General features: G+C 71.8%; 19 protein-coding genes. 6 read left to right on the forward strand and 13 right to left on the reverse strand.

Going from position 1 to position 21,486, the window contains the following annotated elements; translation table 11 throughout:
• Nucleotides 1-40: 40 nt before the first annotated feature.
• On the forward strand, nt 41-2,224 hold the full coding sequence (helR, locus tag ACLB9X_RS24710; protein WP_410362573.1) for an RNA polymerase recycling motor ATPase HelR: 2,184 nt from the start codon (nt 41-43) through the stop codon (nt 2,222-2,224).
• Between the two features lie 123 nt (nt 2,225-2,347).
• On the opposite strand, the gene argH is transcribed toward helR, so the two are convergent.
• Nucleotides 2,348-3,781, reverse strand: coding sequence for an argininosuccinate lyase (gene argH / locus ACLB9X_RS24715; protein WP_410362574.1), 1,434 nt, complete (start codon nt 3,779-3,781; stop codon nt 2,348-2,350).
• 145 nt (nt 3,782-3,926) lie between these two features.
• Nucleotides 3,927-5,123, reverse strand: a complete 1,197-nt coding sequence (locus tag ACLB9X_RS24720) for an argininosuccinate synthase (RefSeq protein WP_410362575.1) — start codon at nt 5,121-5,123, stop codon at nt 3,927-3,929.
• A gap of 1,610 nt (nt 5,124-6,733) precedes the next feature.
• Here ACLB9X_RS24720 and ACLB9X_RS24725 point away from each other — a divergent pair.
• Complete coding sequence (locus ACLB9X_RS24725) at nt 6,734-7,321, forward strand: pyridoxamine 5'-phosphate oxidase family protein (protein ID WP_410362620.1); 588 nt, start codon at nt 6,734-6,736, stop codon at nt 7,319-7,321.
• A 61-nt stretch (nt 7,322-7,382) separates the two neighbouring features.
• Here the strand turns inward: ACLB9X_RS24725 and ACLB9X_RS24730 are convergent, their stop codons facing one another.
• The 8 genes from ACLB9X_RS24730 to ACLB9X_RS24765 all read right to left on the reverse strand — a co-directional run bounded on the left by ACLB9X_RS24730 (nt 7,383) and on the right by ACLB9X_RS24765 (nt 15,088).
• Nucleotides 7,383-7,928, reverse strand: a complete 546-nt coding sequence (locus ACLB9X_RS24730) for an arginine repressor (RefSeq protein ID WP_410362576.1) — start codon at nt 7,926-7,928, stop codon at nt 7,383-7,385.
• A 7-nt stretch (nt 7,929-7,935) separates the two neighbouring features.
• Entirely contained in the window at nt 7,936-9,132 is a 1,197-nt protein-coding gene (locus tag ACLB9X_RS24735; RefSeq protein WP_410362577.1) for an acetylornithine transaminase, read from the reverse strand.
• Nucleotide 9,133: 1 nt separating this feature from the next.
• Entirely contained in the window at nt 9,134-10,033 is a 900-nt protein-coding gene (argB, locus tag ACLB9X_RS24740) for an acetylglutamate kinase (RefSeq protein ID WP_410362578.1), read from the reverse strand.
• Nucleotides 10,030-11,181, reverse strand: a complete 1,152-nt coding sequence (gene argJ / locus ACLB9X_RS24745) for a bifunctional glutamate N-acetyltransferase/amino-acid acetyltransferase ArgJ (protein WP_410362579.1) — start codon at nt 11,179-11,181, stop codon at nt 10,030-10,032. Before argJ ends, argB begins: the two co-directional genes overlap by 4 nt.
• 118 nt (nt 11,182-11,299) lie before the next feature.
• Entirely contained in the window at nt 11,300-12,328 is a 1,029-nt protein-coding gene (gene argC, locus ACLB9X_RS24750; protein ID WP_410362580.1) for an N-acetyl-gamma-glutamyl-phosphate reductase, read from the reverse strand.
• A 219-nt stretch (nt 12,329-12,547) separates the two neighbouring features.
• Nucleotides 12,548-13,123, reverse strand: a complete 576-nt coding sequence (locus ACLB9X_RS24755; protein WP_410362581.1) for a histidine phosphatase family protein — start codon at nt 13,121-13,123, stop codon at nt 12,548-12,550.
• A gap of 40 nt (nt 13,124-13,163) precedes the next feature.
• On the reverse strand, nt 13,164-13,595 hold the full coding sequence (locus ACLB9X_RS24760) for a GNAT family N-acetyltransferase (RefSeq protein WP_410362582.1): 432 nt from the start codon (nt 13,593-13,595) through the stop codon (nt 13,164-13,166).
• Nucleotides 13,596-13,627: 32 nt separating this feature from the next.
• On the reverse strand, nt 13,628-15,088 hold the full coding sequence (locus tag ACLB9X_RS24765; RefSeq protein ID WP_410362583.1) for a PLP-dependent aminotransferase family protein: 1,461 nt from the start codon (nt 15,086-15,088) through the stop codon (nt 13,628-13,630).
• Between ACLB9X_RS24765 and ACLB9X_RS24770 the strand changes: the two genes are divergently transcribed.
• Nucleotides 15,087-15,983 carry a DMT family transporter gene (locus ACLB9X_RS24770; protein ID WP_410362584.1) on the forward strand — a complete coding sequence of 299 codons (897 nt, stop codon included), beginning with the start codon at nt 15,087-15,089 and terminating at the stop codon, nt 15,981-15,983. The two genes, ACLB9X_RS24765 and ACLB9X_RS24770, sit on opposite strands and share 2 nt — an antisense overlap.
• 90 nt (nt 15,984-16,073) lie before the next feature.
• On the forward strand, nt 16,074-16,265 hold the full coding sequence (locus ACLB9X_RS24775) for a DUF1918 domain-containing protein (protein ID WP_410362585.1): 192 nt from the start codon (nt 16,074-16,076) through the stop codon (nt 16,263-16,265).
• A gap of 36 nt (nt 16,266-16,301) precedes the next feature.
• On the opposite strand, the gene ACLB9X_RS24780 is transcribed toward ACLB9X_RS24775, so the two are convergent.
• The gene (locus ACLB9X_RS24780; RefSeq protein ID WP_410362586.1) at nt 16,302-17,594 is read right to left on the reverse strand and encodes a glycoside hydrolase family 10 protein; all 1,293 of its coding nucleotides are present in this window, start codon (nt 17,592-17,594) and stop codon (nt 16,302-16,304) included.
• 173 nt (nt 17,595-17,767) lie between these two features.
• On the opposite strand from ACLB9X_RS24780, the gene ACLB9X_RS24785 reads away from it, so the two are divergent.
• A complete protein-coding gene (locus ACLB9X_RS24785; protein ID WP_410362587.1) occupies nt 17,768-18,628 on the forward strand; it encodes a 3-hydroxybutyryl-CoA dehydrogenase in 861 nt (286 codons plus the stop codon).
• 161 nt (nt 18,629-18,789) lie between these two features.
• The gene (locus ACLB9X_RS24790; RefSeq protein WP_410362588.1) at nt 18,790-19,047 is read left to right on the forward strand and encodes a hypothetical protein; all 258 of its coding nucleotides are present in this window, start codon (nt 18,790-18,792) and stop codon (nt 19,045-19,047) included.
• Nucleotides 19,048-19,063: 16 nt separating this feature from the next.
• On the opposite strand, the gene ACLB9X_RS24795 is transcribed toward ACLB9X_RS24790, so the two are convergent.
• Together ACLB9X_RS24795 and ACLB9X_RS24800 are read right to left on the reverse strand one after the other, a co-directional pair.
• A complete protein-coding gene (locus tag ACLB9X_RS24795; RefSeq protein WP_410362589.1) occupies nt 19,064-19,594 on the reverse strand; it encodes an NUDIX hydrolase in 531 nt (176 codons plus the stop codon).
• A gap of 51 nt (nt 19,595-19,645) precedes the next feature.
• On the reverse strand, nt 19,646-20,986 hold the full coding sequence (locus ACLB9X_RS24800; RefSeq protein WP_410362590.1) for a transcriptional regulator: 1,341 nt from the start codon (nt 20,984-20,986) through the stop codon (nt 19,646-19,648).
• Nucleotides 20,987-21,486 lie beyond the last annotated feature (500 nt).

The raw sequence follows: 21,486 nt of genomic DNA on the forward strand, positions 1-21,486 counted from the left end.
CACGCAGTGGCCGCCGGCGACCTCAGATCGGACTGATGCGATGAATCCCCTGACCACCAGCGTTTTCGACCTTCCCGACCACCTCTCCGCCAAGGCCGACCCGACACTGATCGCGGGCGACGAGCAGCACTTCGCAGCCCTCGCCGAGTGCCTGGAGCAGGCGATCGCGGAGGTGTCCGACCGCCTCGACGCCGAGCGCAGGGCGCCCGGCGGGGTGGGCCGGCAGGCGATGGACCGGGACGCGGAGATCCACCGGCTGACAGCTCGCCTGCGCGCACTGCGTCGCTTCGGTCTGGACCTGTGCCTCGGACGCATGGTCGGCGCGGACGACGCCGAACCGGTGTACGTCGGACGACTCGGCCTCACGGACAGCGCGGGGCGTCGGCTGCTGGTCGACTGGCGCTCCCCCGCGGCCGAGCCGTTCTTCGGAGCCACGCACGCCAACCCGATGGGTCTGGCGAGCCGCCGCCGGTATCGGTGGACCCGCGGCCGGATCAGCGACTACTGGGACGAGGTGTTCACCGCAGACGGGTTCGCCGGGCACGCCGCCCTCGACGACCAGTCCGCCTTCATCGCCAGCCTGGGCAGCAACCGGTCACCACGGATGCGCGACGTGCTCGGCACCATCCAGGCCGACCAGGACGCGATCATCCGGGCGGGATCCCGCGGCGCTCTCGTCGTCGACGGCGGTCCGGGCACGGGGAAGACCGTCGTCGCCCTGCACCGCTCCGCCTACCTCCTCCACTCCGATCCTCGCCTCGGGCACCGTCGGGGCGGTGTGCTGTTCGTCGGTCCGCACCGGCCCTACCTGAACTATGTCGCCGATGTCCTCCCGAGCCTCGGGGAGGAGGGCGTGCAGACCTGCACCCTGCGGGACCTCGTCGCCGAGGGAGCCGCGGCAGCGATCGAGGCCGACCCGGACGTGGCCCTCCTGAAGTCGTCCGCGGACATGGTGAAGGCGATCGAGACGGCCGTCAGGTTCTACGAGGAGCCGCCCGCCAAGGGGACGACGGTCACGACCCACTGGTCCGACATCTGGCTGAGCGCCGACGACTGGGCGGTGGCGTTCGAGGCGGCGGAGCCCGGTACTCCGCACAACGAGGCGCGCGACCAGGTCTGGGAGGAGCTGCTCACGATCCTGGTGGACAAGCACGACGGCGACGTCTCGCCCGACCTGCTCCGCACGGCGCTGATGCGGAACAGGGAGCTGCGCACGACCTTCAACGGCGCCTGGCCCCTGCTCGAAGCCGCCGACCTCGTCGGCGATCTGTGGTCGGTGCCCGCCTACCTGCGGATGTGCGCTCCGTGGCTCGGCCCGGACGACGTCCGGAAGCTGCAGCGCGGGGACGCGCAGGCCTGGACGGTGTCCGACCTGCCGCTCCTGGACGCGGCACGGCAGCGGCTCGGCGACCCGGAGGCGGCCCGGCAGAAGCGCCGGCACGAGGCCGTCATGGCCGCCCAGCGTGAGTGCATGGCGCAGGTGGTCGACAACCTGATCGAGGCCGCGGCCGTCTCCGGCGCCGACGGGGACGACGGCGAAGGCCTGGTGACGATGCTGCGCGGCGAGGACGCCCGGGTCAGCCTGGTCGACGAGGCCGAACTGCCGACCACCGACCCGGACCTGCTCGCCGGACCGTTCGCGCACATCGTCGTGGACGAGGCGCAGGAACTCACCGACGCGGAGTGGCAGATGCTGCTGCTGCGCTGCCCGTCCCGGAGCTTCACCATCGTCGGGGACCGCGCCCAGGCCAGGCACGGGTTCACGGAGACGTGGCGGGAACGTCTCGAACGGGTCGGGCTCGACCGGATCCACCTGGCGTCCCTGAGCGTCAACTACCGGACGCCGGAAGAGATCATGACGGAGGCCGAGCCGGTCATCCGGACCGTGCTCCCGGACGCCAACGTGCCCACCTCCATCCGCAGCGGCGGTGTCCCCGTCGTCCACGGGTCCGTTGCGGAACTGGACTCGATCCTCGACGCCTGGCTCGCCGCGCATGCCGAGGGCATCGCCTGTGTCATCGGCGCCGGCGGCATCCAAGAGGGCACGTTCCGGGCGACGGACCGCGTCCGGTCACTGACCCCGGAGCTGTCGAAGGGGCTCGAGTTCGACCTGGTGGTCCTCGTCGATCCGGAGGAGTTCGGCGAGGGCGTCGAAGGAGCGGTCGACCGCTATGTCGCGATGACCCGGGCGACCCGGCAACTCGTCGTCCTCACGAGCTCCTGACGCCGGCCGGGACGAACGCCCGCTCCGGCGCAACAGCACTTCGCCGCCGCCCTGTCCCTGCGCGTCGTTCGACGCGCTCGCGAACAGGGCGGCGGCGGTGCGGTGCTGCGGTGCTGCGGACCGTTACGGCTTGGCCTTGGCGGCGGCCCAGGCGTGCTGGATCACCAGATCGGCCTTGACCTCGTTGAGCTGGACGGCGACCGCCGAGGGGGCCGTACCGCCGCGGCCGCTGCGGGAGGCCAGCGCGCCGGGGACGTTCAGGACGGTGCGGACCTCGGGGGTGAGGTGCGGCGAGATCTTCGCGAACTGCTCGTCCGTCAGCTGGTCGAGCTCGATGCCCTGCTGCTCGCACGCCTTGACGCACTCACCGGCGACCTCGTGCGCGACCCGGAACGGCACGCCCTGCTTGACCAGCCATTCGGCGATGTCGGTGGCGAGCGAGAAGCCGGCCGGGGCGAGCTCCTCCATGCGCTCCCGGTTGACGGTGAGCGTGGCCATCATCCCCGTGAACGCCGGCAGCAGGACCTCGAGGGTGTCGCAGGAGTCGAAGACCGGCTCCTTGTCCTCCTGGAGGTCGCGGTTGTAGGCGAGCGGGAGGGCCTTGAGGGTGGCCATCAGCCCGGTGAGATTGCCGATCAGGCGTCCCGACTTGCCGCGCGCCAGCTCCGCGATGTCGGGGTTCTTCTTCTGCGGCATGATCGACGACCCGGTCGAGAAGGCGTCGTGCAGGGTCACGAAGGAGAACTCCTTCGTGTTCCAGATGATGATCTCCTCGGCGATCCGGGAGAGGTTCACACCGATCATCGCGGTGATGAAGGCGAACTCGGCGACGAAGTCGCGCGAGGCCGTGCCGTCGATGGAGTTGCCCGCGGAACCGCGCTCGAAGCCCAGGTCCCTGGCCACCGCCTCCGGGTCGAGCCCGAGGGACGAGCCGGCCAGCGCGCCGGAGCCGTACGGGGAGACGGCGGTACGGGTGTCCCACTGGCGCAGCCGCTCGGCGTCGCGGGACAGGGACTGCACGTGCGCGAGGACGTGGTGCGCGAACAGCACGGGCTGGGCGTGCTGGAGGTGCGTGCGGCCCGGCATGGCGACGTCCGGGTGCGCCTCGGCGAGGCCCACGAGGGCGTCCTGGAGGTCGGCGATGAGGCCGCCGATGATCCGGGCGTGATCCCGCAGGTACATCCGGAAGAGGGTGGCGACCTGGTCGTTGCGGGAGCGGCCGGCGCGGAGCTTGCCGCCGAGGTCCGGGCCGAGCCGCTCGAGGAGGCCCCGCTCGAGTGCGGTGTGCACGTCCTCGTCGGCGATGGTGCCGGTGAACTCGCCGGAGGCCACGTCCGCCTCCAACTGGTCCAGGCCGGCGAGCATGCGCGTCAGCTCGTCCTCGGTGAGCAGGCCCGCCTGGTGCAGCACGCGCGCGTGGGCGCGGGATCCGGCGATGTCGTACGGCGCGAGACGCCAGTCGAAGTGGACCGACGCGGACAGCTTCGCCAGCGCCTCGGCGGGGCCGTCGGCGAAGCGGCCGCCCCAGAGCCGGACGTCACCGTTGTTGCTGCTCACAGCTGTTGCTCCTTGGGAGGGGTTCTGATGTGCGGCCTCCCCCGGGCGTCGCCCGGGGGTGTGCCCCGGGGTGTGCCCGGCCTTGCCGGACGGTCCGGGGAGGCGGTCTGTACAACGCGTGCGGGTTGCGCGAGGTCCCGTCGGGCTACGCCCGCAGGTGACGCTTCGCCGCGATCTTCTGCGACAGGCCGAAGATCTCGATGAAGCCCTGTGCCTTGGACTGGTCGAAGGTGTCGCCCGAGTCGTAGGTGGCGAGGTTGAAGTCGTACAGCGACTCGTCGGACTTCCGGCCGGTGACGACGGCGCGGCCGCCGTGCAGCGTCATCCGGATGTCGCCGCTGACGTGCTGGTTGGCCTCGTTGATGAAGCCGTCCAGGGCCCGCTTGAGCGGGGAGAACCACAGGCCGTCGTAGACCAGCTCGCCCCAGCGCTGCTCGACCTGCCGCTTGTACCGGGCGAGCTCGCGCTCGACGGTCACGTTCTCCAGCTCCTGGTGCGCGGTGATCAGAGCGATCGCGCCGGGGGCCTCGTAGACCTCGCGGGACTTGATGCCGACGAGCCGGTCCTCGACCATGTCGATCCGGCCGATTCCCTGGGCGCCGGCCCGCTCGTTGAGCTGCTGGACGGCCTGCAGGACGGTGACGGGCTTGCCGTCGAGGGCGACGGGGACGCCTTCCTTGAAGGTGATGACGACCTCGTCGGCCTCCCTCGGCTCCGCCGGGTTCGAGGTGTACTCGTAGATGTCCTCGATCGGCGCGTTCCAGATGTCCTCCAGGAAGCCGGTCTCGACGGCCCGCCCGAAGACGTTCTGGTCGATCGAGTACGGCGACTTCTTGGTGGTGGCGATCGGGAGCTGCTTCTCCTCGCAGAAGGCGATCGCCTTGTCCCGGGTCATCGCGTAGTCGCGGACCGGGGCGATGCACGTGAGCTCGGGTGCGAGGGCGACGATGCCCGCCTCGAAGCGCACCTGGTCGTTGCCCTTGCCGGTGCAGCCGTGGGCGACGGTGGTGGCGCCGTGCTTCTTCGCGGCGGCGACGAGGTGCTTGACGATCGTCGGCCGGGAGAGGGCGGAGACCAGCGGGTAGCGGTCCATGTAGAGCGCGTTGGCCTTGATCGCGGGGAGGCAGTACTCCTCGGCGAACTCGTCCTTGGCGTCGGCGACCTCGGCCTCGACGGCACCGCAGGCGAGCGCGCGCTTACGGATGACGTCCAGGTCCTCGCCGCCCTGACCGACGTCCACAGCGACGGCGATGACCTCGGCGCCCGTCTCCTCCGCGATCCAGCCGATGGCGACGGAGGTGTCCAGGCCGCCCGAGTAGGCGAGTACGACGCGCTCGGTCACGGGGTTCTCCTCACGGTGCGAACACTGATGGGTATAACTATGCAGAGTTCCGTATGTTTTGTCAATTGAGAGAGAAAATGCGCTGGTCCGGGCCGCACCGCCTCCCTAGGCTCGGCACGCACCACTGTCGACCAGGGGGAGGACTGATGAGCCGGGGCAAGCGATGGGACGATGCGGCCGGCCGCGAAGCCGTGGGTCACTTGGTGCGGGGGCTCCCGGCGAGCCACGTTCTCGACTTCGACGACCCGGCCTGCTGGACGGCCCTCGACCACGCGGTGCGCGACCTCGGCCGGTACGGCAGCGAGCCGGACCACCGGCTGAGGTCTCAGCCGGAGACCGCTCTGTGCCATCCGGACGGGCGGGTGCGCGAGGCGGCCCTCGCCGCGGGAGGCCGCACCCCTGCCTTCTGGCACCTCACCGTCATCAGGTGCGCCGACTGGGTCGAGCCGGTGCGGCTGCGGGCCCGCCGGATGCTCGCGGAGCGCTTGGCGGCCGAGCCCGAGGCCGCACTGCGCACCCTCACCCCGCTGGCGCTCCGGGTCGGCCGCCGCGAGCTGGGGGTATGGGCGCGTGAGCTGTTCGAGGAGGCCCTGCGGGCCGCGCCGCACCTCGCGCTCGCCCTGCTCGGCGACTTCGGCCGGGACACCGCCGCCCGGCGGCTCTCCGCACGCGTCGTCCTGGACCACGGCCTGCTCGGGGTACGCGAGCTCGCGCGGCACGCGGCCGACGACCTGGACCCCGTCCTGTGGCGGTGGTGGTCGGACGCGACGCTCGCCGTGATGGCGGCCGAGGGGCCGGACGACGAGGCCGTCGACATCCTGCTGGGCGCGCATGCGCCGCTCGTACGGTCAGCCGGGGTGACCGCGCTGCGGCGGGCGGGCCGAGCGCACGAGGCGGTCCGTCACCTCGCCGACCGCTCTTCTCTGGTGCGCGCCTGCGCCCGCTGGCTCGTGAGCGGGAGCGGCGGGGACGCGCACGCCGCCTGCGCGGAGCTCTGCGCCGATCCCGCCGCGCTCGTGCCATGGGCCGTGACAGGTCTCGCCGAGTGCGGCAGGCGCGAGGACGCCGCTCTGCTGCGCGGCTTTCTCACGCACCCCGTCGCGGGGGTGCGCGCCCAGGCGGTCGTCGGTCTGCGACTGCTCCAGGCGGTCCCCCAGGAGGACGTACGCGCGCTGCTCGACGACCCGTCGGCGGCCGTGGCCCGCGAAGCGGCTCGCGCCCTTCTGCCGTTCGCGCACCGGCTGCCGGTGGAGGCGCTCTTCGAGCGGCTCTCGCCCGAGCGGCCCGCGCAGACGCGCCGGGCGGCCTTCCGCCTGCTGAAGGAACACGGAGGTGTCACGCAACTGCGCGCTGCGGTCCGCCTGTTGACCGACGCCGACCCTGGGGTGCGGCGGAACGCGGCGGCCACCGTGCAGGAGCGTCGGTGGCTCGAGGGGCTGCCGTACGCGGACCTCCGGGCGGCGAGGGGGTGTGCGGGCGGAGTTGGACGCGCTGCTGGGGCGGTGCACGCATCTGTTCAGCGACTACGTGATGAACGTGATGCGCGGTCACCTGGGTCTCAGGGCCTGAAACCCCGGTGGGCGCCGCGGTCGCGCGGCGATAATTCCCCCATGGGAAAGACGCATGAGCACATAGACGGACGACTCCGTGCCTTCATCGAGGCCCAGCCGGTGTTCTTCACCGCGACCGCGCCGTTGTCGGGGGACGGCACGGTCAATCTCTCCCCCAAGGGCCTGAAGGGATCGTTCGCCGTCATCGACGAACGGACCGTCGCCTACCTCGACTTCGCCGGCAGCAACGCGGAGACGATCGCCCACCTCCGCGAGAACGGCCGCATCACCCTGATGTGGTGTGCCTTCCAGGGGCCGCCCAACATCGTCCGGGTGCACGGGCGCGGTGAGGCGGTCTTCCGTGACGACGAGCGCTGGGCCGGGCTGCTCACGCACTTTCCCGGGATCGATCCGTCACCGCACGGGCTGCGCGCCGTCATCGTCGTGACGGCCGAACTGATCCGGGACACCTGCGGGTACGCCGTGCCGTTCATGACGTACGACGAGGACCGCGACCTGCACGGCAAGCGGTTCGCGCGCGAGGACGACGCCTCGCTGGACGCGTACTTCACCAAGAAGGAGCACATCGCGGCCAGCATCGACGGACTTCCGGGACTGCCGCTGCCCCTGCCGCCGCTACCCCGGTGACCACGAGCCGGGCAACAGTACGGCGCGGCACCCGTCCGGACGGGTGCCGCGCCGTATCGGTTCAGCGCTCCTTCTGCGCGAGCCGCAGCAGATGGTCCGCGAGGGCCTGGCCGCCGGCCGGGTCGCGGCTGATCAGCATCAGGGTGTCGTCACCCGCGATCGTGCCGAGGATGTCGTGCAGTTCGGCCTGGTCGATGGCCGAGGCCAGGAACTGGGCCGCACCCGGCGGCGTCCGCAGCACCACGATGTTCGCCGACGCCTCCGCGGAGATCAGCAGCTCGGCGGAGAGGCGCCGCATGCGCTCCTCCTTGGCGGACTCGCCCAGCGGGGCCTGCGGGGTGCGGAAACCGCCCTCGCTGGGCACCGCGTAGATCAACTCGCCGCCCGTGTTGCGGATCTTCACCGCGCCCAGCTCGTCGAGGTCCCGGGAGAGCGTCGCCTGTGTGACGCTCAGCCCGTTGTCCGCGAGGAGCTTGGCCAGTTGGCTCTGTGAGCGCACCGGCTGGCGGTTGAGGATGTCCACGATCCGGCGGTGGCGGGCCGTGCGGGTCTGCGGTACGGCGGGGCCGCCGTGCTCAGCACTTTCGGGGTACCGCGCCTCTGTCATCGTCGTCTCATTCTCCGGCTCGTCCTTCCCCGTTGCTCGCGTCGAGGATGCCGGGGAGCGCCTGGAGGAACGCATCCACCTCGGCGTCACCGATGATCAGGGGCGGCATGAGCCGTACGACATCGGGCGCGGGGGCGTTCACCAGGAATCCCGCATCCTGGGCCGCCTGCTGCACCTTCGGTGCGAGCGGTCCGGTGAGCACGATACCCAGCAGCAGGCCGCTGCCACGGACGTGGGAGACGGCCGGGTGCCCGAGACCCTCGATTCCGTCGCGCAGCTTCTCGCCGAGCCGCTTGACGGAGTCGAGGACTCCGTCGGCCGCGAGCGTGTCGAGGACGGCGAGTCCCGCGGCGCAGGCGACCGGGTTGCCGCCGAACGTCGTGCCGTGCTGACCGGGCTTCAGCAGGTCCGCCGCCTCGCCGAAGACGACGGTCGCGCCGATGGGCAGCCCGCCGCCCAGGCCCTTGGCCAGCGTGACGATGTCGGGCTCGACGCCTTGGTGCGCCTGGTGCTCGAACCAGTGGCCGGTCCGGCCGATGCCGGTCTGGACCTCGTCGAGGACGAGGAGGGTGCCGGTGGCCCGGGTGATCTCCCGCGCGGCCTCGAGGTAGCCCCTGGGCGGTACGACCACGCCGTTCTCGCCCTGGATCGGTTCGATGATCACCAGCGCGGTGTCCTCGGTGACGGCCGCGCGCAGGGCCTCGGCGTCACCGTAGGGGACGTGGGTGACGTCCGGGGGCAGCGGCAGGAACGGCTCCTGCTTGGCGGGCTGTCCGGTGAGCGCGAGGGCGCCCATGGTCCGGCCGTGGAACCCGCCGCTGGTGGCGACCATGTGCCCGCGCCCGGTCAGCCGGCCGATCTTGAAGGCGGCCTCGTTGGCCTCGGCGCCGGAGTTGGAGAAGTAGACCCGGCCGGGCCGGCCGAAGAGCTGGACGAGCCGTTCGGCGAGCGCGACGGGCGGTTCGGCGACGAAGAGGTTGGAGACGTGGCCGAGGGAGGCGATCTGGCGGCTGACGGCCTCGACGATCGCGGGGTGCGCGTGGCCCAGCGCGTTGACCGCGATGCCGCCGACGAAGTCGGTGTACTCGGTGCCGTCGGCGTCCCACACCCTGGCGCCCTCGCCGCGGACCAGGGACAGCCTCGGCGTGCCGTAGTTGTCCGTCATCACGCCCTGCCACCGGTGCGTGAGTTCCTGGTTGCTCATGTCAGTCCCCCTGTCCGTCCGGCACGACCATCGTGCCGATGCCCTCGTCGGTGAAGATCTCCAGCAGGATCGAGTGCTGTACCCGGCCGTCGATCACGCGGGCCGTGGTGACCCCGTTGCGCACGGCGTGCAGGCAGCCCTCCATCTTGGGGACCATGCCGCTGGAGAGGTCGGGCAGGAGCTTCTCCAGCTGGGTGGCGGTGAGGCGGCTGATGACCTCGTCGCTGTGGGGCCAGTCCTCGTACAGGCCCTCGACGTCGGTGAGGACCATCAGTGTCTCGGCGCCCAGCGCCGCAGCGAGTGCCGCAGCCGCCGTATCAGCATTGACGTTGTAGACATGTCCGTCGTCCTCGGAACGGGCGATCGAGGAGATCACCGGGATGCGTCCGTCGGCGAGCAGTGCCTCGATGGCGCCGGTGTCGATGTCGGTGATCTCGCCGACCCGGCCGATGTCGACGAGTTCCCCGTCGATGGTCGGCTGATGCTTGGTGGCGGTGATGGTGTGGGCGTCCTCGCCGGTGAGGCCGACGGCGAGCGGCCCGTGCTGGTTGAGCAGTCCGACCAGCTCGCGCTGGACCTGGCCGGCGAGCACCATCCGTACGACGTCCATGGCCTCGGGCGTGGTGACCCGCAGCCCGGCCTTGAACTCGCTGACCAGCCCGTGCCGGTCGAGCGCGGCGGAGATCTGCGGGCCGCCGCCGTGCACCACGACGGGCTTTAGGCCTGCGTGCCGCAGGAAGACGACGTCCTGGGCGAAGGCGGCCTTGAGCTCGTCGTCGATCATGGCGTTGCCGCCGAACTTGATGACGACGGTCTTGCCGTTGTGGCGGGTCAGCCAGGGCAGCGCCTCGATGAGGATCTGCGCCTTGGGCAGTGCGGTGTGCTTCCTCGTGGTGCTCATGAGCTGTACGCGCTGTTCTCGTGGACGTAGTCGGCGGTGAGGTCGTTGGTCCAGATGACCGCGGATTCGGTGCCGGCGGCGAGGTCCGCGGTGATGCGCACCTCCCGGTAGCGCATGTCGACCAGGTCGCGGTCCTCGCCGACGGAGCCGTTCTTGCAGACCCAGACGCCGTTGATGGCGACGTTGAGCTGGTCGGGCTCGAAGGCGGCCTTGGTGGTGCCGATCGCGGAGAGCACCCGGCCCCAGTTCGGGTCCTCGCCGTGGATGGCGCACTTGAGGAGGTTGTTGCGGGCGATGGAGCGGCCGACCTCGACGGCGTCGTCCTCGGTCGCCGCGTTGACCACCTCGATGCGGATGTCCTTGGAGGCGCCCTCGGCGTCGCCGATGAGCTGCCGGGCGAGGTCGTCGCAGACCGTGTGCACGGCGTCGGCGAACTCCTCGTACGCGGGCTTCGCGCCGGACGCGCCGGAGGCGAGCAGCAGCACCGTGTCGTTGGTGGACATGCAGCCGTCGGAGTCGACCCGGTCGAACGTCTGCCGGGTGGCGTCCCGCAGCGCCCTGTCGAGGGTGGCCGCGTCCAGGTCCGCGTCCGTGGTGAGGACGACCAGCATGGTGGCGAGGCCCGGGGCCAGCATGCCCGCGCCCTTGGCCATGCCGCCGACGGTCCAGCCGTCGCCCGGCGCGACGGCCGTCTTGTGGACGGTGTCGGTGGTCTTGATGGCGATGGCGGCCTTCTCGCCGCCGTGCTCGCTGAGCTGGGCGGCCGCCTGCTCGATGCCGGGCAGCAGCTTGTCCATGGGGAGCAGGACGCCGATCAGGCCGGTGGACGCGACGGCGACCTCGCCCGCGCCGATGCCGAGGACGTCGGCCGCCTTCTCGGCGGTGGTGTGGGTGTCCTGGAAGCCCTTGGGGCCGGTGCAGGCGTTGGCGCCGCCCGAGTTGAGGACCACGGCGGTGACCTCGCCGCCCCCCAGGACCTGCTCGGACCACAGGACCGGCGCGGCCTTGACGCGGTTGGAGGTGAAGACACCCGCGGCGGCGCGGCGCGGCCCGTTGTTGACCACGAGGGCCAGGTCCGGGCTGCCGTTCTCCTTGATCCCGGCGGCGATGCCCGCCGCCGTGAATCCCTTCGCTGCGGTCACGCTCACTGTGCTTCTCCGTTCTCCCCCAGAGCTGACGCCTGGGAGGTACCCCCATCTCCGCCCGCGCGGCTCAGGGGTGTGGGCATCGTCGTCATCCGCGGACCGGCAGCTGCGCGCGCGTCGCTCACGGCGCAACTCCAATCGTGGAAAGACCCGTGCCCTCAGGGAATCCGAGGGCGATGTTCATGCTCTGCACCGCGCCACCCGCGGTGCCCTTGGTGAGATTGTCGATGGCGCTGATGGCGATGACGCGACCGGCCGCCTGGTCGTACGCCACCTGGATCTGGACGGCGTTCGATCCGTAGACCGAGGCGGTGGTGGGCCACTGCCCCTCGGGCAGCAGGTGGACGAACGGCTCGTCCGCCAGCGCCTTCTCGTACGCGGCGCGCACGTCGGCCGCGGTCGTGCCCGGCTTCGCCTTCGCGGAGCAGGTGGCGAGGATGCCCCGCGGCATGGGCGCGAGCGTCGGAGTGAAGGAGACCGTGACACGCTCCCCCGCCACCGCGCTCAGGTTCTGGATCATCTCGGGGGTGTGCCGGTGGCTTCCGCCCACGCCGTACGGGCTCATCGAGCCCATCACCTCGGAGCCGAGCAGATGCGGCTTGAGGGCCTTGCCCGCGCCGGAGGTGCCGCTGGCGGCGGTGATCACGGCCTCGGGCTCGGCGAGTCCCGCGGCGTAGGCGGGGAAGAGCGCGAGCGAGACGGCCGTGGGGTAGCAACCGGGCACCGCGACACGCTTGGACCCCTCCAGCGCGGCGCGGGCACCCGGTAGTTCGGGGAGGCCGTACGGCCATGTGCCGGCGTGCTCGGAGCCGTAGAACGCCTCCCAGTCGGCGGCGTCCGTGAGCCGGAAGTCGGCGCCCATGTCGACGACCAGGACGTCGTACCCGAGCTGCTCGGCGACGGCGGCGGACTGGCCGTGCGGGAGGGCGAGGAACACGACGTCGTGGCCGGCGAGGACGTCGGCGGTCGTCGGCTGGAGCACCCGGCCGGCGAGCGGCAGCAGGTGCGGTTGCAGCGCGCCGAGCGGCTGGCCCGCGTTGGAGTTGGCCGTGAGGGCGCCGATCTCCACCTCGGGGTGCGCCAGCAGCAGTCGGAGCAACTCTCCGCCCGCGTACCCGCTCGCCCCTGCCACCGCTGCTCGAACCGTCATCGAAAGCCTCCTCATCGATGGCATGACTATACGCAACTATGCAGAGGTATGCAAAGGCCGAGGCTTTCGCGGGCTCGGCTGCACGATCCAGCGTGCCTGGCCCTTCCGTCGCCGACCGCACGCGTGGCCGCCCGGTCGCGCCGGAACGGGTGCCCCGGAGGGCGTGGGTTTCGCAGGGGCCGGGCGCTACCGTGGGGGCGGCGAGGCACCGCGGCCGGTTCAGGCGGCCGCCTCCAGGCACAGGTGCCAGCGGCCCGGCTGCCCGGTGAGGGTCACCGTCGACAGCGGGCGGACGTCGACGTTCCAATACGTCGTGGGATGGGCGCGCAGTGCGTACACGAAGGCCGCCCGCACCACGGACGGTTCGGCCACGGCCACGATCGCGCGGCAGTCGTCCGCGGGCCGGGTGTCGAGCCAGCCGCCTATCCGTGAGATGAACGTGAGCAGCGGTTCGCCGCCGTGGGGCGCGCTGCGCGGGTCGGCGAGCCAGGCGTCGACCGCTGCGGGCTCGCGCGCGGTCACCTCGGCGAGCGTGCAGCCGCGCCAGCGGCCCATGTCGCAGCCGCGCAGGGCCGGCTGGGCGATCGGGGCGAAGCCGAGCGCCTCGCCGGTGGCACGGCTGCGGGTGGTGGGCGAGCAGTAGCGCAGTTCGGCCGCGCTCAGCGGCACGAGCGCGTGCGCGGCGAGCTGTACCTCGTGCCAGCCGGCCTGGTCGAGCGGCCGGTCGTCGTCGAACCGCTCCGTGAGCAGCGGGGAGCTGCGCGCGGCGGCGACCAGGGTGACCCGGACAGTCATGGCGTGATGGTGATGGGGAAAGCGTCGCAGGTCAAGGGGGTCACTCGAACGTCAGGTTGAGCCAGTTCCCGGGGACGGCGAGCTCCGTGAAACCCACCTTCTCGTAGACGCCGTGGGCGTCGTCGGTGGCGAGCAGGATGCGGCGCAGCCCGAGGGGGGCGAAGTGGTCGCGGACCGCGGTGACCAGTGCGGTGCCCAGCCCCTCGCCGCGGGCGGACCGGTCGATGTAGACGTCGCAGAGCCAGGCGAAGGTGGCGTGGTCGGTGACCACACGCGCGAAGCCGGCCATCTGCCCCGAGACCGTCTCGTACGCGCCGAAGTTGACCGATCCGGCGATGGCCCTGTCCTGCTTCTCCCGGCTGCGGCCGAGTGCCCAGTACGCCTCGGTGGAGAGCCAGTGGTGGATGCGGTCCTGGTCCAGCCGGGCCGGGTCGGTGGAAATGGTGTACGCGCCATGCATGATCTCGGTCATCCCGGGAGCGTCGCACAACGGTGCCGGGGCTGTCATCGCGGTAATCCCGGGCCGCCCGTCACCGCGTCAGCCTCGTAGGCGGCGCGCAGCCGGCGCACCCCCTCGGTGATCTCGCCGACGCCGGCGACGCCCGCGAAGCTCAGGCGGATGTGGCCGGCGGTCGGTTCGGCGGAGAAGTACGGGCGGCCGGGGGCCACGGCGACGTCGGCCCGCAGGGCCGCGGCGACGAGCGCGCTCTCGTCGACCGTGTCGGGCAGGCGCAGCCACAGATGGTATCCGCCGGAGGGGATGTGCGGCAGGGCGAGGTGGGGCAGCTGGAGCCGCAGCGCGGCCGTCATGGTGTCGCGGCGGACCTTCAGCTCGGCGGTTACGGCGCGCAGGTGGCGGTTCCAGGCGGGTGCGCCGACGAGTTCGAGTGCGGCTTCCTGGAGGGGCCGGGGGACGAAGAAGGTGTCGACGACGTGGATGGCGCGCAGCCGTTCCAGCACCGGTCCACGGGCGGCGAGCATGCCGACGCGCAGGCTGGGCGAGGTGGCCTTGGTGAGCGAGCTGACGTGGACGACGACACCGTCGTGGTCGTCGGCCGCGAGCGGCCGGGGCAGCGGGCCCGCGTCCTCGTGGACGAGGCGCCGCGCGAAGTCGTCCTCGATCACGAACGCGCCCGCCTCGCGGGCGACGCGCAGCACCTCCGGGCGGCGCTCGGACGTGAGGACCGCGCCGGTCGGGTTCTGGAAGAGCGGCTGGCAGACGAAGACGCGGGCTCCGGTGGCGCGGAAGGCGGCGGCGAGAAGGCCGGGGCGCACGCCGTCGGCGTCCAACGGGACGGGGACGGGCCGCAGCCCGGCGGCACGGGCGATGGCCAGCATGCCGGGGTATGTGGGCGATTCGACGAGGACGGGCGAGCCGGGCGGGGCGAGCGCGCGCAGGGCGGTGGTCAGCGCGGACTGGCCGCCGGCCGTGACGAGGACGTCCGCCGGGCCGACGGGCTCGCCGATCGAGCGGGCGAACCATTCGCGCAGTTCGGGCAGGCCGTCGATGGGCGGTCGGCTCCAGGCTCCGGGGCGCCGGCCGGCCCGGGCGAGGGCCGCGGCCATGGCGCGTTCGGGCTGGAGCGAGGCGTGCAGGTAGCCGCCGTTGAACTCGACGACGCCTGTCGGGGGCACGGCCAGGGTGACGAGGACTCCCGACGCGTCGACGGCGCGCGGTACGGCCTCGGCGGCGGCGTCGGCGCTGAGGGTGACCTCCTGCCAGGAGGTGTCGCCGGCCGGCCGGGTGTCGGTGCGCGGGTGTGCGCGAAAGGCCCCGGAACCGGGCCGGGTGACGACGAGTCCTTCGGCGACGAGCTGCGCGAGCGCCCGGGACACGGTCACCGGCGAGACGCGGTAGCGCTCGACGAGCGCCCTGCTCGACGGCAGCTTCCCGCCTGGTGAGTAGCGGTCCAGCTCCCGCTTCAGCGAGTTCGCCAGTTCAGCCACACTGCTACGCTCTTGCATGACAGCACAGGATAGCGCTACTTCCATCACCGCGATAGCGGTCAGCAGCGGCACGGTCCTCGCCGCACTCGGCGTCGTCGCCTTCTCGCTGACCTTCCCCTCCACCGTCTGGGGCCTGGACAGCTTCGGCCCCTGGTCCCTGGTCGCTGTGCGCGGTGTCCTCGCGGCGCTCGTCGCGGGCGGGTTCCTGCTGGCGCTGCGCGTCCGTGTCCCGGAGCGCCGCCACTGGGTCGGCCTCGCGGTCGTCGGCGGCGGGGTCGTCGTGGGCTTCCCGCTGCTGACGACCCTGGCCCTGCAGACCTCGACCACCTCGCACGCCGCGGTCGTCGTGGGACTGCTGCCGCTGACCACGGCGGTGTTCGCGGCCCTGCGCACGGGGCGCCGGCCGTCGCCCACGTTCTGGGCCGCCGCGCTGGCGGGAGCCGTGGTCGTGATCGCCTTCACCGTGCAGCAGAGCGGTGGGGCCCTGCAGACGGGCGATCTGTATCTCTTCGGCGCCCTGCTGGTCTGCGCCGCCGGCTACACCGAGGGCGGCAGGCTCGCCTCGGTGATGCCCGGCTGGCACGTCATCGGCTGGGCGCTGGTCATGTGTCTGCCGCTGAGCGCGGCCGGGGCCGTCGTCGCGCTCTCCGCCGAGCCGGTGCACCTCACCGCCAAGGGCGTGACCGGACTGGTCTGGGTCGCGGTGGGATCGACCTTCCTCGGGCTGTACGTCTGGTACCGCGGCATGGCCGAGATCGGCATCGCGCGCGCCAGCCAGCTCCAGCTCGCTCAGCCGCTGCTCACCCTGGTCTGGTCGGTGGCCCTGCTCGGCGAGAGCCTGTCCCCCGCGGCCCCCGTCGCCGCCGTGGGCGTCCTCGTGTGCATCGCGGTCACCCAGCGGGCCCGCACCTGAGGTCCGCGGCCGGGGATGCGCGACGCACCCCCGGCCGTAGACTCGAAACGACCCACCCAAACGGACCGGCTGTCGAGGAGGTCACTCCCGATGCAAGCAAACGAGGGCGACACGCTGCTCGTACACGGCAGAATCGTGGGGCAGCACGACAAGCACGCCGAAGTCCTCAAGGTGCTGGGACCCGACGGCACTCCTCCGTACCGCGTCCGTTTCGACGACGGGCACGAAGCGGTGCTGTCTCCCGGACCGGACTGCGTGGTCCAGCACCACGAGAAGACCTGACCGCACCATCCCCGGCCGGGAGCGCGGGCGCCGGGGTCAGCCCCCCGTCCGCACCCGGGTCGGATAGTGGTCCTCCACCACCTTCGTCATGGCCCCCAGGGGATCGGCCCCCACCTCCAGTGCCGAGAAGAAGCAGTGACCGCGCACCTGCGGGTACTGCGAGGCGTACGTGAGGTGGCGGGAGAGCTCCGCGGGGTCGTGCCATGCCGCGGGCTGGCCCTGGACTCCCACCTTGTACAGCGCCTCGCCGATGTACAGGTCGACTCCCGTGCCGTCGGCGACGGCGGACCACCAGGGCACCAGCGTCGAGTAGTCGGCGGCGGCGAAGCCCATGTGCCAGTAGACCTGGGGGACGACGTAGTCGATCCAGCCCTGCCTGACCCACCTGCGCGTGTCGGCGTACAGGTCGTCGTACGTCTGAACGCCCGCCGTCGTGCGGGACCCGGCCGGGTCGGTGGAGGCGTTGCGCCACACGCCGAAGGGGCTGATCCCGAAGCGGACCTGTTTCTTCATCCGGGTGATCCGCGCGCCCGTCTCCCGCACCAGCAGGTTGACGTTGGCCCGGCGCCAGGCGGCCCGGTCCCGGTATCCCCTGCCGTAGCGGGCCCAGGCCGCGTCGTCGTCGAAGTACTGGCCGGCGACGGGATACGGGTAGAAGTAGTCGTCGAAGTGCACGGCGTCGATGTCGTAGCGGCGGACGGCGTCCAGAATGGCGTCCTCGACGAAGGCGCGGACCTCGGGGATGCCCGGGTTGTAGTACAGCCTCCCGCCGTACGGAACGATCCAGTCCGGGTGCTGCCTGGCCGGATGGCAGGGCACCAGCCGGGACGGGTCCGCGTGGATCGCCACCCGGTACGGGTTGAACCACGCGTGCAGTTCCAGGCCGCGCCGGTGCGCCTCCCGCACCGCGGTGCCGAGCGGGTCCCAGCCGGGGTGCCGCCCCTGGACGCCGGTGAGGTACTGGCTCCACGGCTCGTACGGCGACGGCCACAGCGCGTCGGCCGTCGGCCGCACCTGGAACATCACCGCGTTCAGCCGGCGCTCCACCGCGGTGTCGAGACGGGCCAGCAGTTCGGCGCGCTGCTCGGCCGCGCTCAGCCCCGGCACGGAGGGCCAGTCGCGATTGCCGACGGTCGCCAGCCACATCCCGCGGAACTCCCGCGTGGCCCGCTTGCCCTGTGCGGCCCTGCCCATCGGCACCCCTCCCCCTGGTGTCCCGGCCCCTGCCGAGGAGCGCGTCGCGGAGGCCGCCGCTTCCCCGGTCGTCGCGAGTGCGGCCAGCGCTCCGGCCGCCGCGACCACAAACCCTCTTCTCCCGATACGACCCATATGCTCACCTTTGTCACTGACGGTAGCGATTGTGGTGTCCCGCAGAGCATGCCCGCCCCTGCGGCTCGGCCACCCACACATCCGGAGTAACGTCGGGGGGTCGGCGGGCGCCGGAACCGTACGGGGGACCTGCCGACCGAAGGACCAGCGAAAGGCATGAGGTGACGGACTCAATGGCCGACATTGCACGCGTCGGAGTGGTGGGCTGCGGCCAGATGGGCGCGGGCATCGCGGAGGTGTGCGCCCGCAGCGGCCTCGAGGTGAAGGTGGCCGAGACCACGGGCGAGGCGCTGGAGATCGGCCGCACCCGACTGTACAACTCCCTGACCAAGGCGGCCGAGCGCGGCAAGATCACCGAGGAGGAGCGCGACGCCACTCTGGAGCGCCTGTCCTTCACGACCGACCTCGGGGAGTTCGCCGACCGCGATCTCGTCATCGAGGCCGTCGTCGAGAACGAGCAGGTCAAGACCGAGATCTTCCAGGTACTCGATCAGGTGGTGACCCGGCAGGACGCGATCCTCGCCTCCAACACCTCCTCGATCCCGCTGGTGAAGCTGGCCGTCGCGACCTCGCGTCCCGACCAGGTCATCGGCATCCACTTCTTCAACCCCGCCCCGGTGCAGAAGCTGGTCGAACTGATTCCGGCGCTGACCACGTCCGAGGAGACGATCAAGCGCTCCGAGGCCGTGGTGCAGCAGGTGCTGGACAAGCACCCGATCCGGGCGCAGGACCGCTCGGGCTTCGTGGTGAACGCCCTGCTCATCCCGTACCTGCTCTCCGCGATCCGGATGTTCGAGTCGGGCATCGCCAGCCGCGAGGACATCGACAACGGCATGGAGATGGGCTGCGCCCACCCCATGGGCCCGCTGAAGCTGTCGGACCTGATCGGCCTGGACACGGTCGCCTCGGTCGCCGACTCCATGTACGCCGAGTACAAGGAGCCGCTGTACGCCGCTCCTCCGCTGCTCCAGCGGATGGTCGACGCGGGCCGGCTCGGCCGGAAGACCGGCTCGGGCTTCTACACGTACTCCTGACGCACAGCCGGCAGGAGAATTCGAACAAAAATTCACACGGGGTGCGCGGGGCGTGCCCGCATATGCCATGCGCGCACGCTCCCGCCCTCCCGTCAGGGCGAGTTGACTCGGTCCCGCTCAGCAAGGGTCCGCGTACGACTACCCGAACAGGAGAAGCATCCGTGTCCACCGACCCCGATCACTTAGTGGCCGTCGAGGAATTCGCCGAACTCCGCCGCAGCATCGACGTGGGACTGGCCCGTATCGACGGCCAACTGGCACTACTGGCCCAGCGCGGCGACCAGATCGACCGGGAACTGGCCGATCTGACCGCCCGCGTCGGGGCGCTCGAACACGCCCGCTGGCCCCTGCCCGCCGTCGCGGCGCTCACCGCACTGGGAGCGCTGGCCGTCGCGGTGTGGCAGGCGGTGAGCCCCTAGGCCGGGCCCGTGGCCCCTATCCCAGGCGCAGATGGTGGAGCATCAGCAGTCCGGCCGCCATGTTGGCGGCCGGTACCTCACCGCGGGCGATCATGTCGGGCACCAGCTTGAGCGGTACCCACTCGCGGCGCGAGGACTCGAAGTCGTCCTCGGGGTGGCCGATGTACGTGGCGTCCTCGGTCCAGTAGAGGTGGTGCCGGGCATCGGTGAGGCCGTTGGACGGTTCGACGGTGAGCAGATGGCGGAGGCGACCGGGACGCCAGCCGGTCTCCTCCTCCATCTCGCGGGCCGCCGCGTCGGCGACGCTCTCGCCGTCCTCGACGACTCCCGCGGCGAGTTCCCAGCCCCAGCTGTCGGTGATGAAGCGGTGCCGCCAGAGCATCAGCACCTCGTTGGCCTCGTTGACCGCGGTCGCGACGGCGACCGGGCGGAGGCGAATCAGGAAGTGGTCCAGGTGTCGGCCGTCGGGGAGTGCGACATCCGCCAGATTGACCCTGAACCAACGGTTCTCATAAACAGTTCGTTCGCTTAAGTTCGTCCACTGCACGTTTGTGCCACCTTCCGTCAAGTCGATGGCAATATGGCAGCAGGACCCGGCTCAGAGGGGAACGCGCAGCGCTCCGTCGATGAGGTGGGCCGCCTCGGCGGCGTCGGCACAGTCACTGGTCACCAGATGCTCGCGCACGGCCCGCAGCCGGTCCCGCAGCCGCTGCGACTCCATCCCCTTGGCCCGCTCCACCATCCGTGCCGCCGTCCGCGCCGCGCGGTCCGCCTCGCCCTGGCGCAGCTCGATCTGGCTGAGCATCGCCAGCCGGTGCACCCGGCCGCGGTCGTGCGCGGGGGTGTCCACCGCGGCCGCCGCGTGCTCGCGGGCCGCGGCCAGGTCACCCAGGCTGAACAGCGCCTCGGCCACCTGGACGTTGACCAGTCCCGGCTGGACGTAGCCCGTCTCGTCCGGCTCGTGCCCCGGACGAATCCGCTCCGCCTCCGACTCGGCCCGGCGGATGCAGCGCAGGGCGCTCGCCGCGTCGCCGAGGTGGGCGTACGCCTTGGCCTGCATCGCGTACAGGTCGGCCGCGAGCGCCGGGGTGATCTGGCGCCCGGCGGCGCGCAGCGCGGCCTCCGCGAAAGCCACGGCCTGGCGGTACTCGCCCATGAACAGCGACTGGTTGACGAGCAGCGCGATCACGTACGCGCCGAGCCCCCGGTCGCCGCTGGCCTTGGCCAGGCGCAGCGCCTGGTGGAAGTAGCGCTGGGCGAGCCCGTGGGCGTCGGAGTCGTACGCACAGATCCCGGCGACGGCGACAAGTCCGCCGGTCGCGCGGTGCAGTTGGCGGCCGAGGGTGTCGCTGTACGATCCGCGCAGCAGCGGGGCGGTCTCGGCGTTGAGGAAGCCGACGACGCGGGAGCGGGTCGCGATCCCGCCGGCCTTGCGGTACATCAGCTCGTAGTGCGCGCGGGCGGCCTTGAGCATCTCGATGTCGGCCACGCTCACGTGTGTCCGGCCGGCGCGGGAGACGTCCGCGTCCTCCGGAGGGTTCTCCCACTCCCAGACCGGCATCACGGCCGGGGTGCCGGTGACAGCGGGGGCCTCGACGATGTGCGGACGCTGCTGCTCGTCGGAGCGCCACAGGGCCGTGGCGCGCTCCACGAAGCCGGACAGCGACGCCCCCTGCGGCGGCGCGAGCTCGCCCGGTACGCCGAGACCGATGTCGTCGAGCGTGACGACCCGGCGCAGCCGGGCGGCGAAGACCTCGCAGATCAGATCGGGCACCTGGCCCCGCGGGCGCTGGCCCTTCAACCAGCGGGCGACCGCGGTGTGTTCGTAGCGCAGCGACAGTCCTCTGGCCCGGCCGGCCTGATTGACGCGCGCCGCGAGACCGGCGTGGGAGATGCCCGCTTCGTCGAGCAGGGCGTCGAGCAGGGTGTTGGGCTGCATGGGCCCCTCCGGTGCCTCGGTCCGCCTCAGCCTAGTGGAGGACGATTCGCACGGGGTGTGAAACAAGTGCCCCGTTCCGCACCGTGCGTGCTCTCCCGGCGCACACCGGGCGCCGGTTGACTGAACTGCCTCTCACAGAGGCGGCCGGGCCGCCGGCTCCCCCTCGTACAGTGCGGCGGCCCCCCTCGCGCCGTCTGCCCTGCTGATCTGCCCGACACTCCGCGGCAGGGCGGACGGCGCCGGCCGCGCCGGCAGTCGAGGCAGCACAGGCCCTTGGGCGATTGGAGGGTTCCGGACGGTACGGCGCAGTGCTTCCCCCGACTGCGCCGGCCCCGCACGCGGTCGTGGAATGGGGGGCGATGCCGCGTCGACCGTGAAGTAGCCCCCACCCCGCCCCTTCCCGGACCTGGGCTCCGCCCCGGCCCGCGATACGTCCGGAGGCGGGTGCCGCCCCGGCCCCGCAACGGCTGAGGGGGTCCGCCCGGCCTCGCCGGCAACTG

The sequence above is a fragment of the Streptomyces sp. 5K101 genome, from assembly GCF_046506645.1.
Classification (GTDB): Bacteria; Actinomycetota; Actinomycetes; order Streptomycetales; family Streptomycetaceae; genus Streptomyces.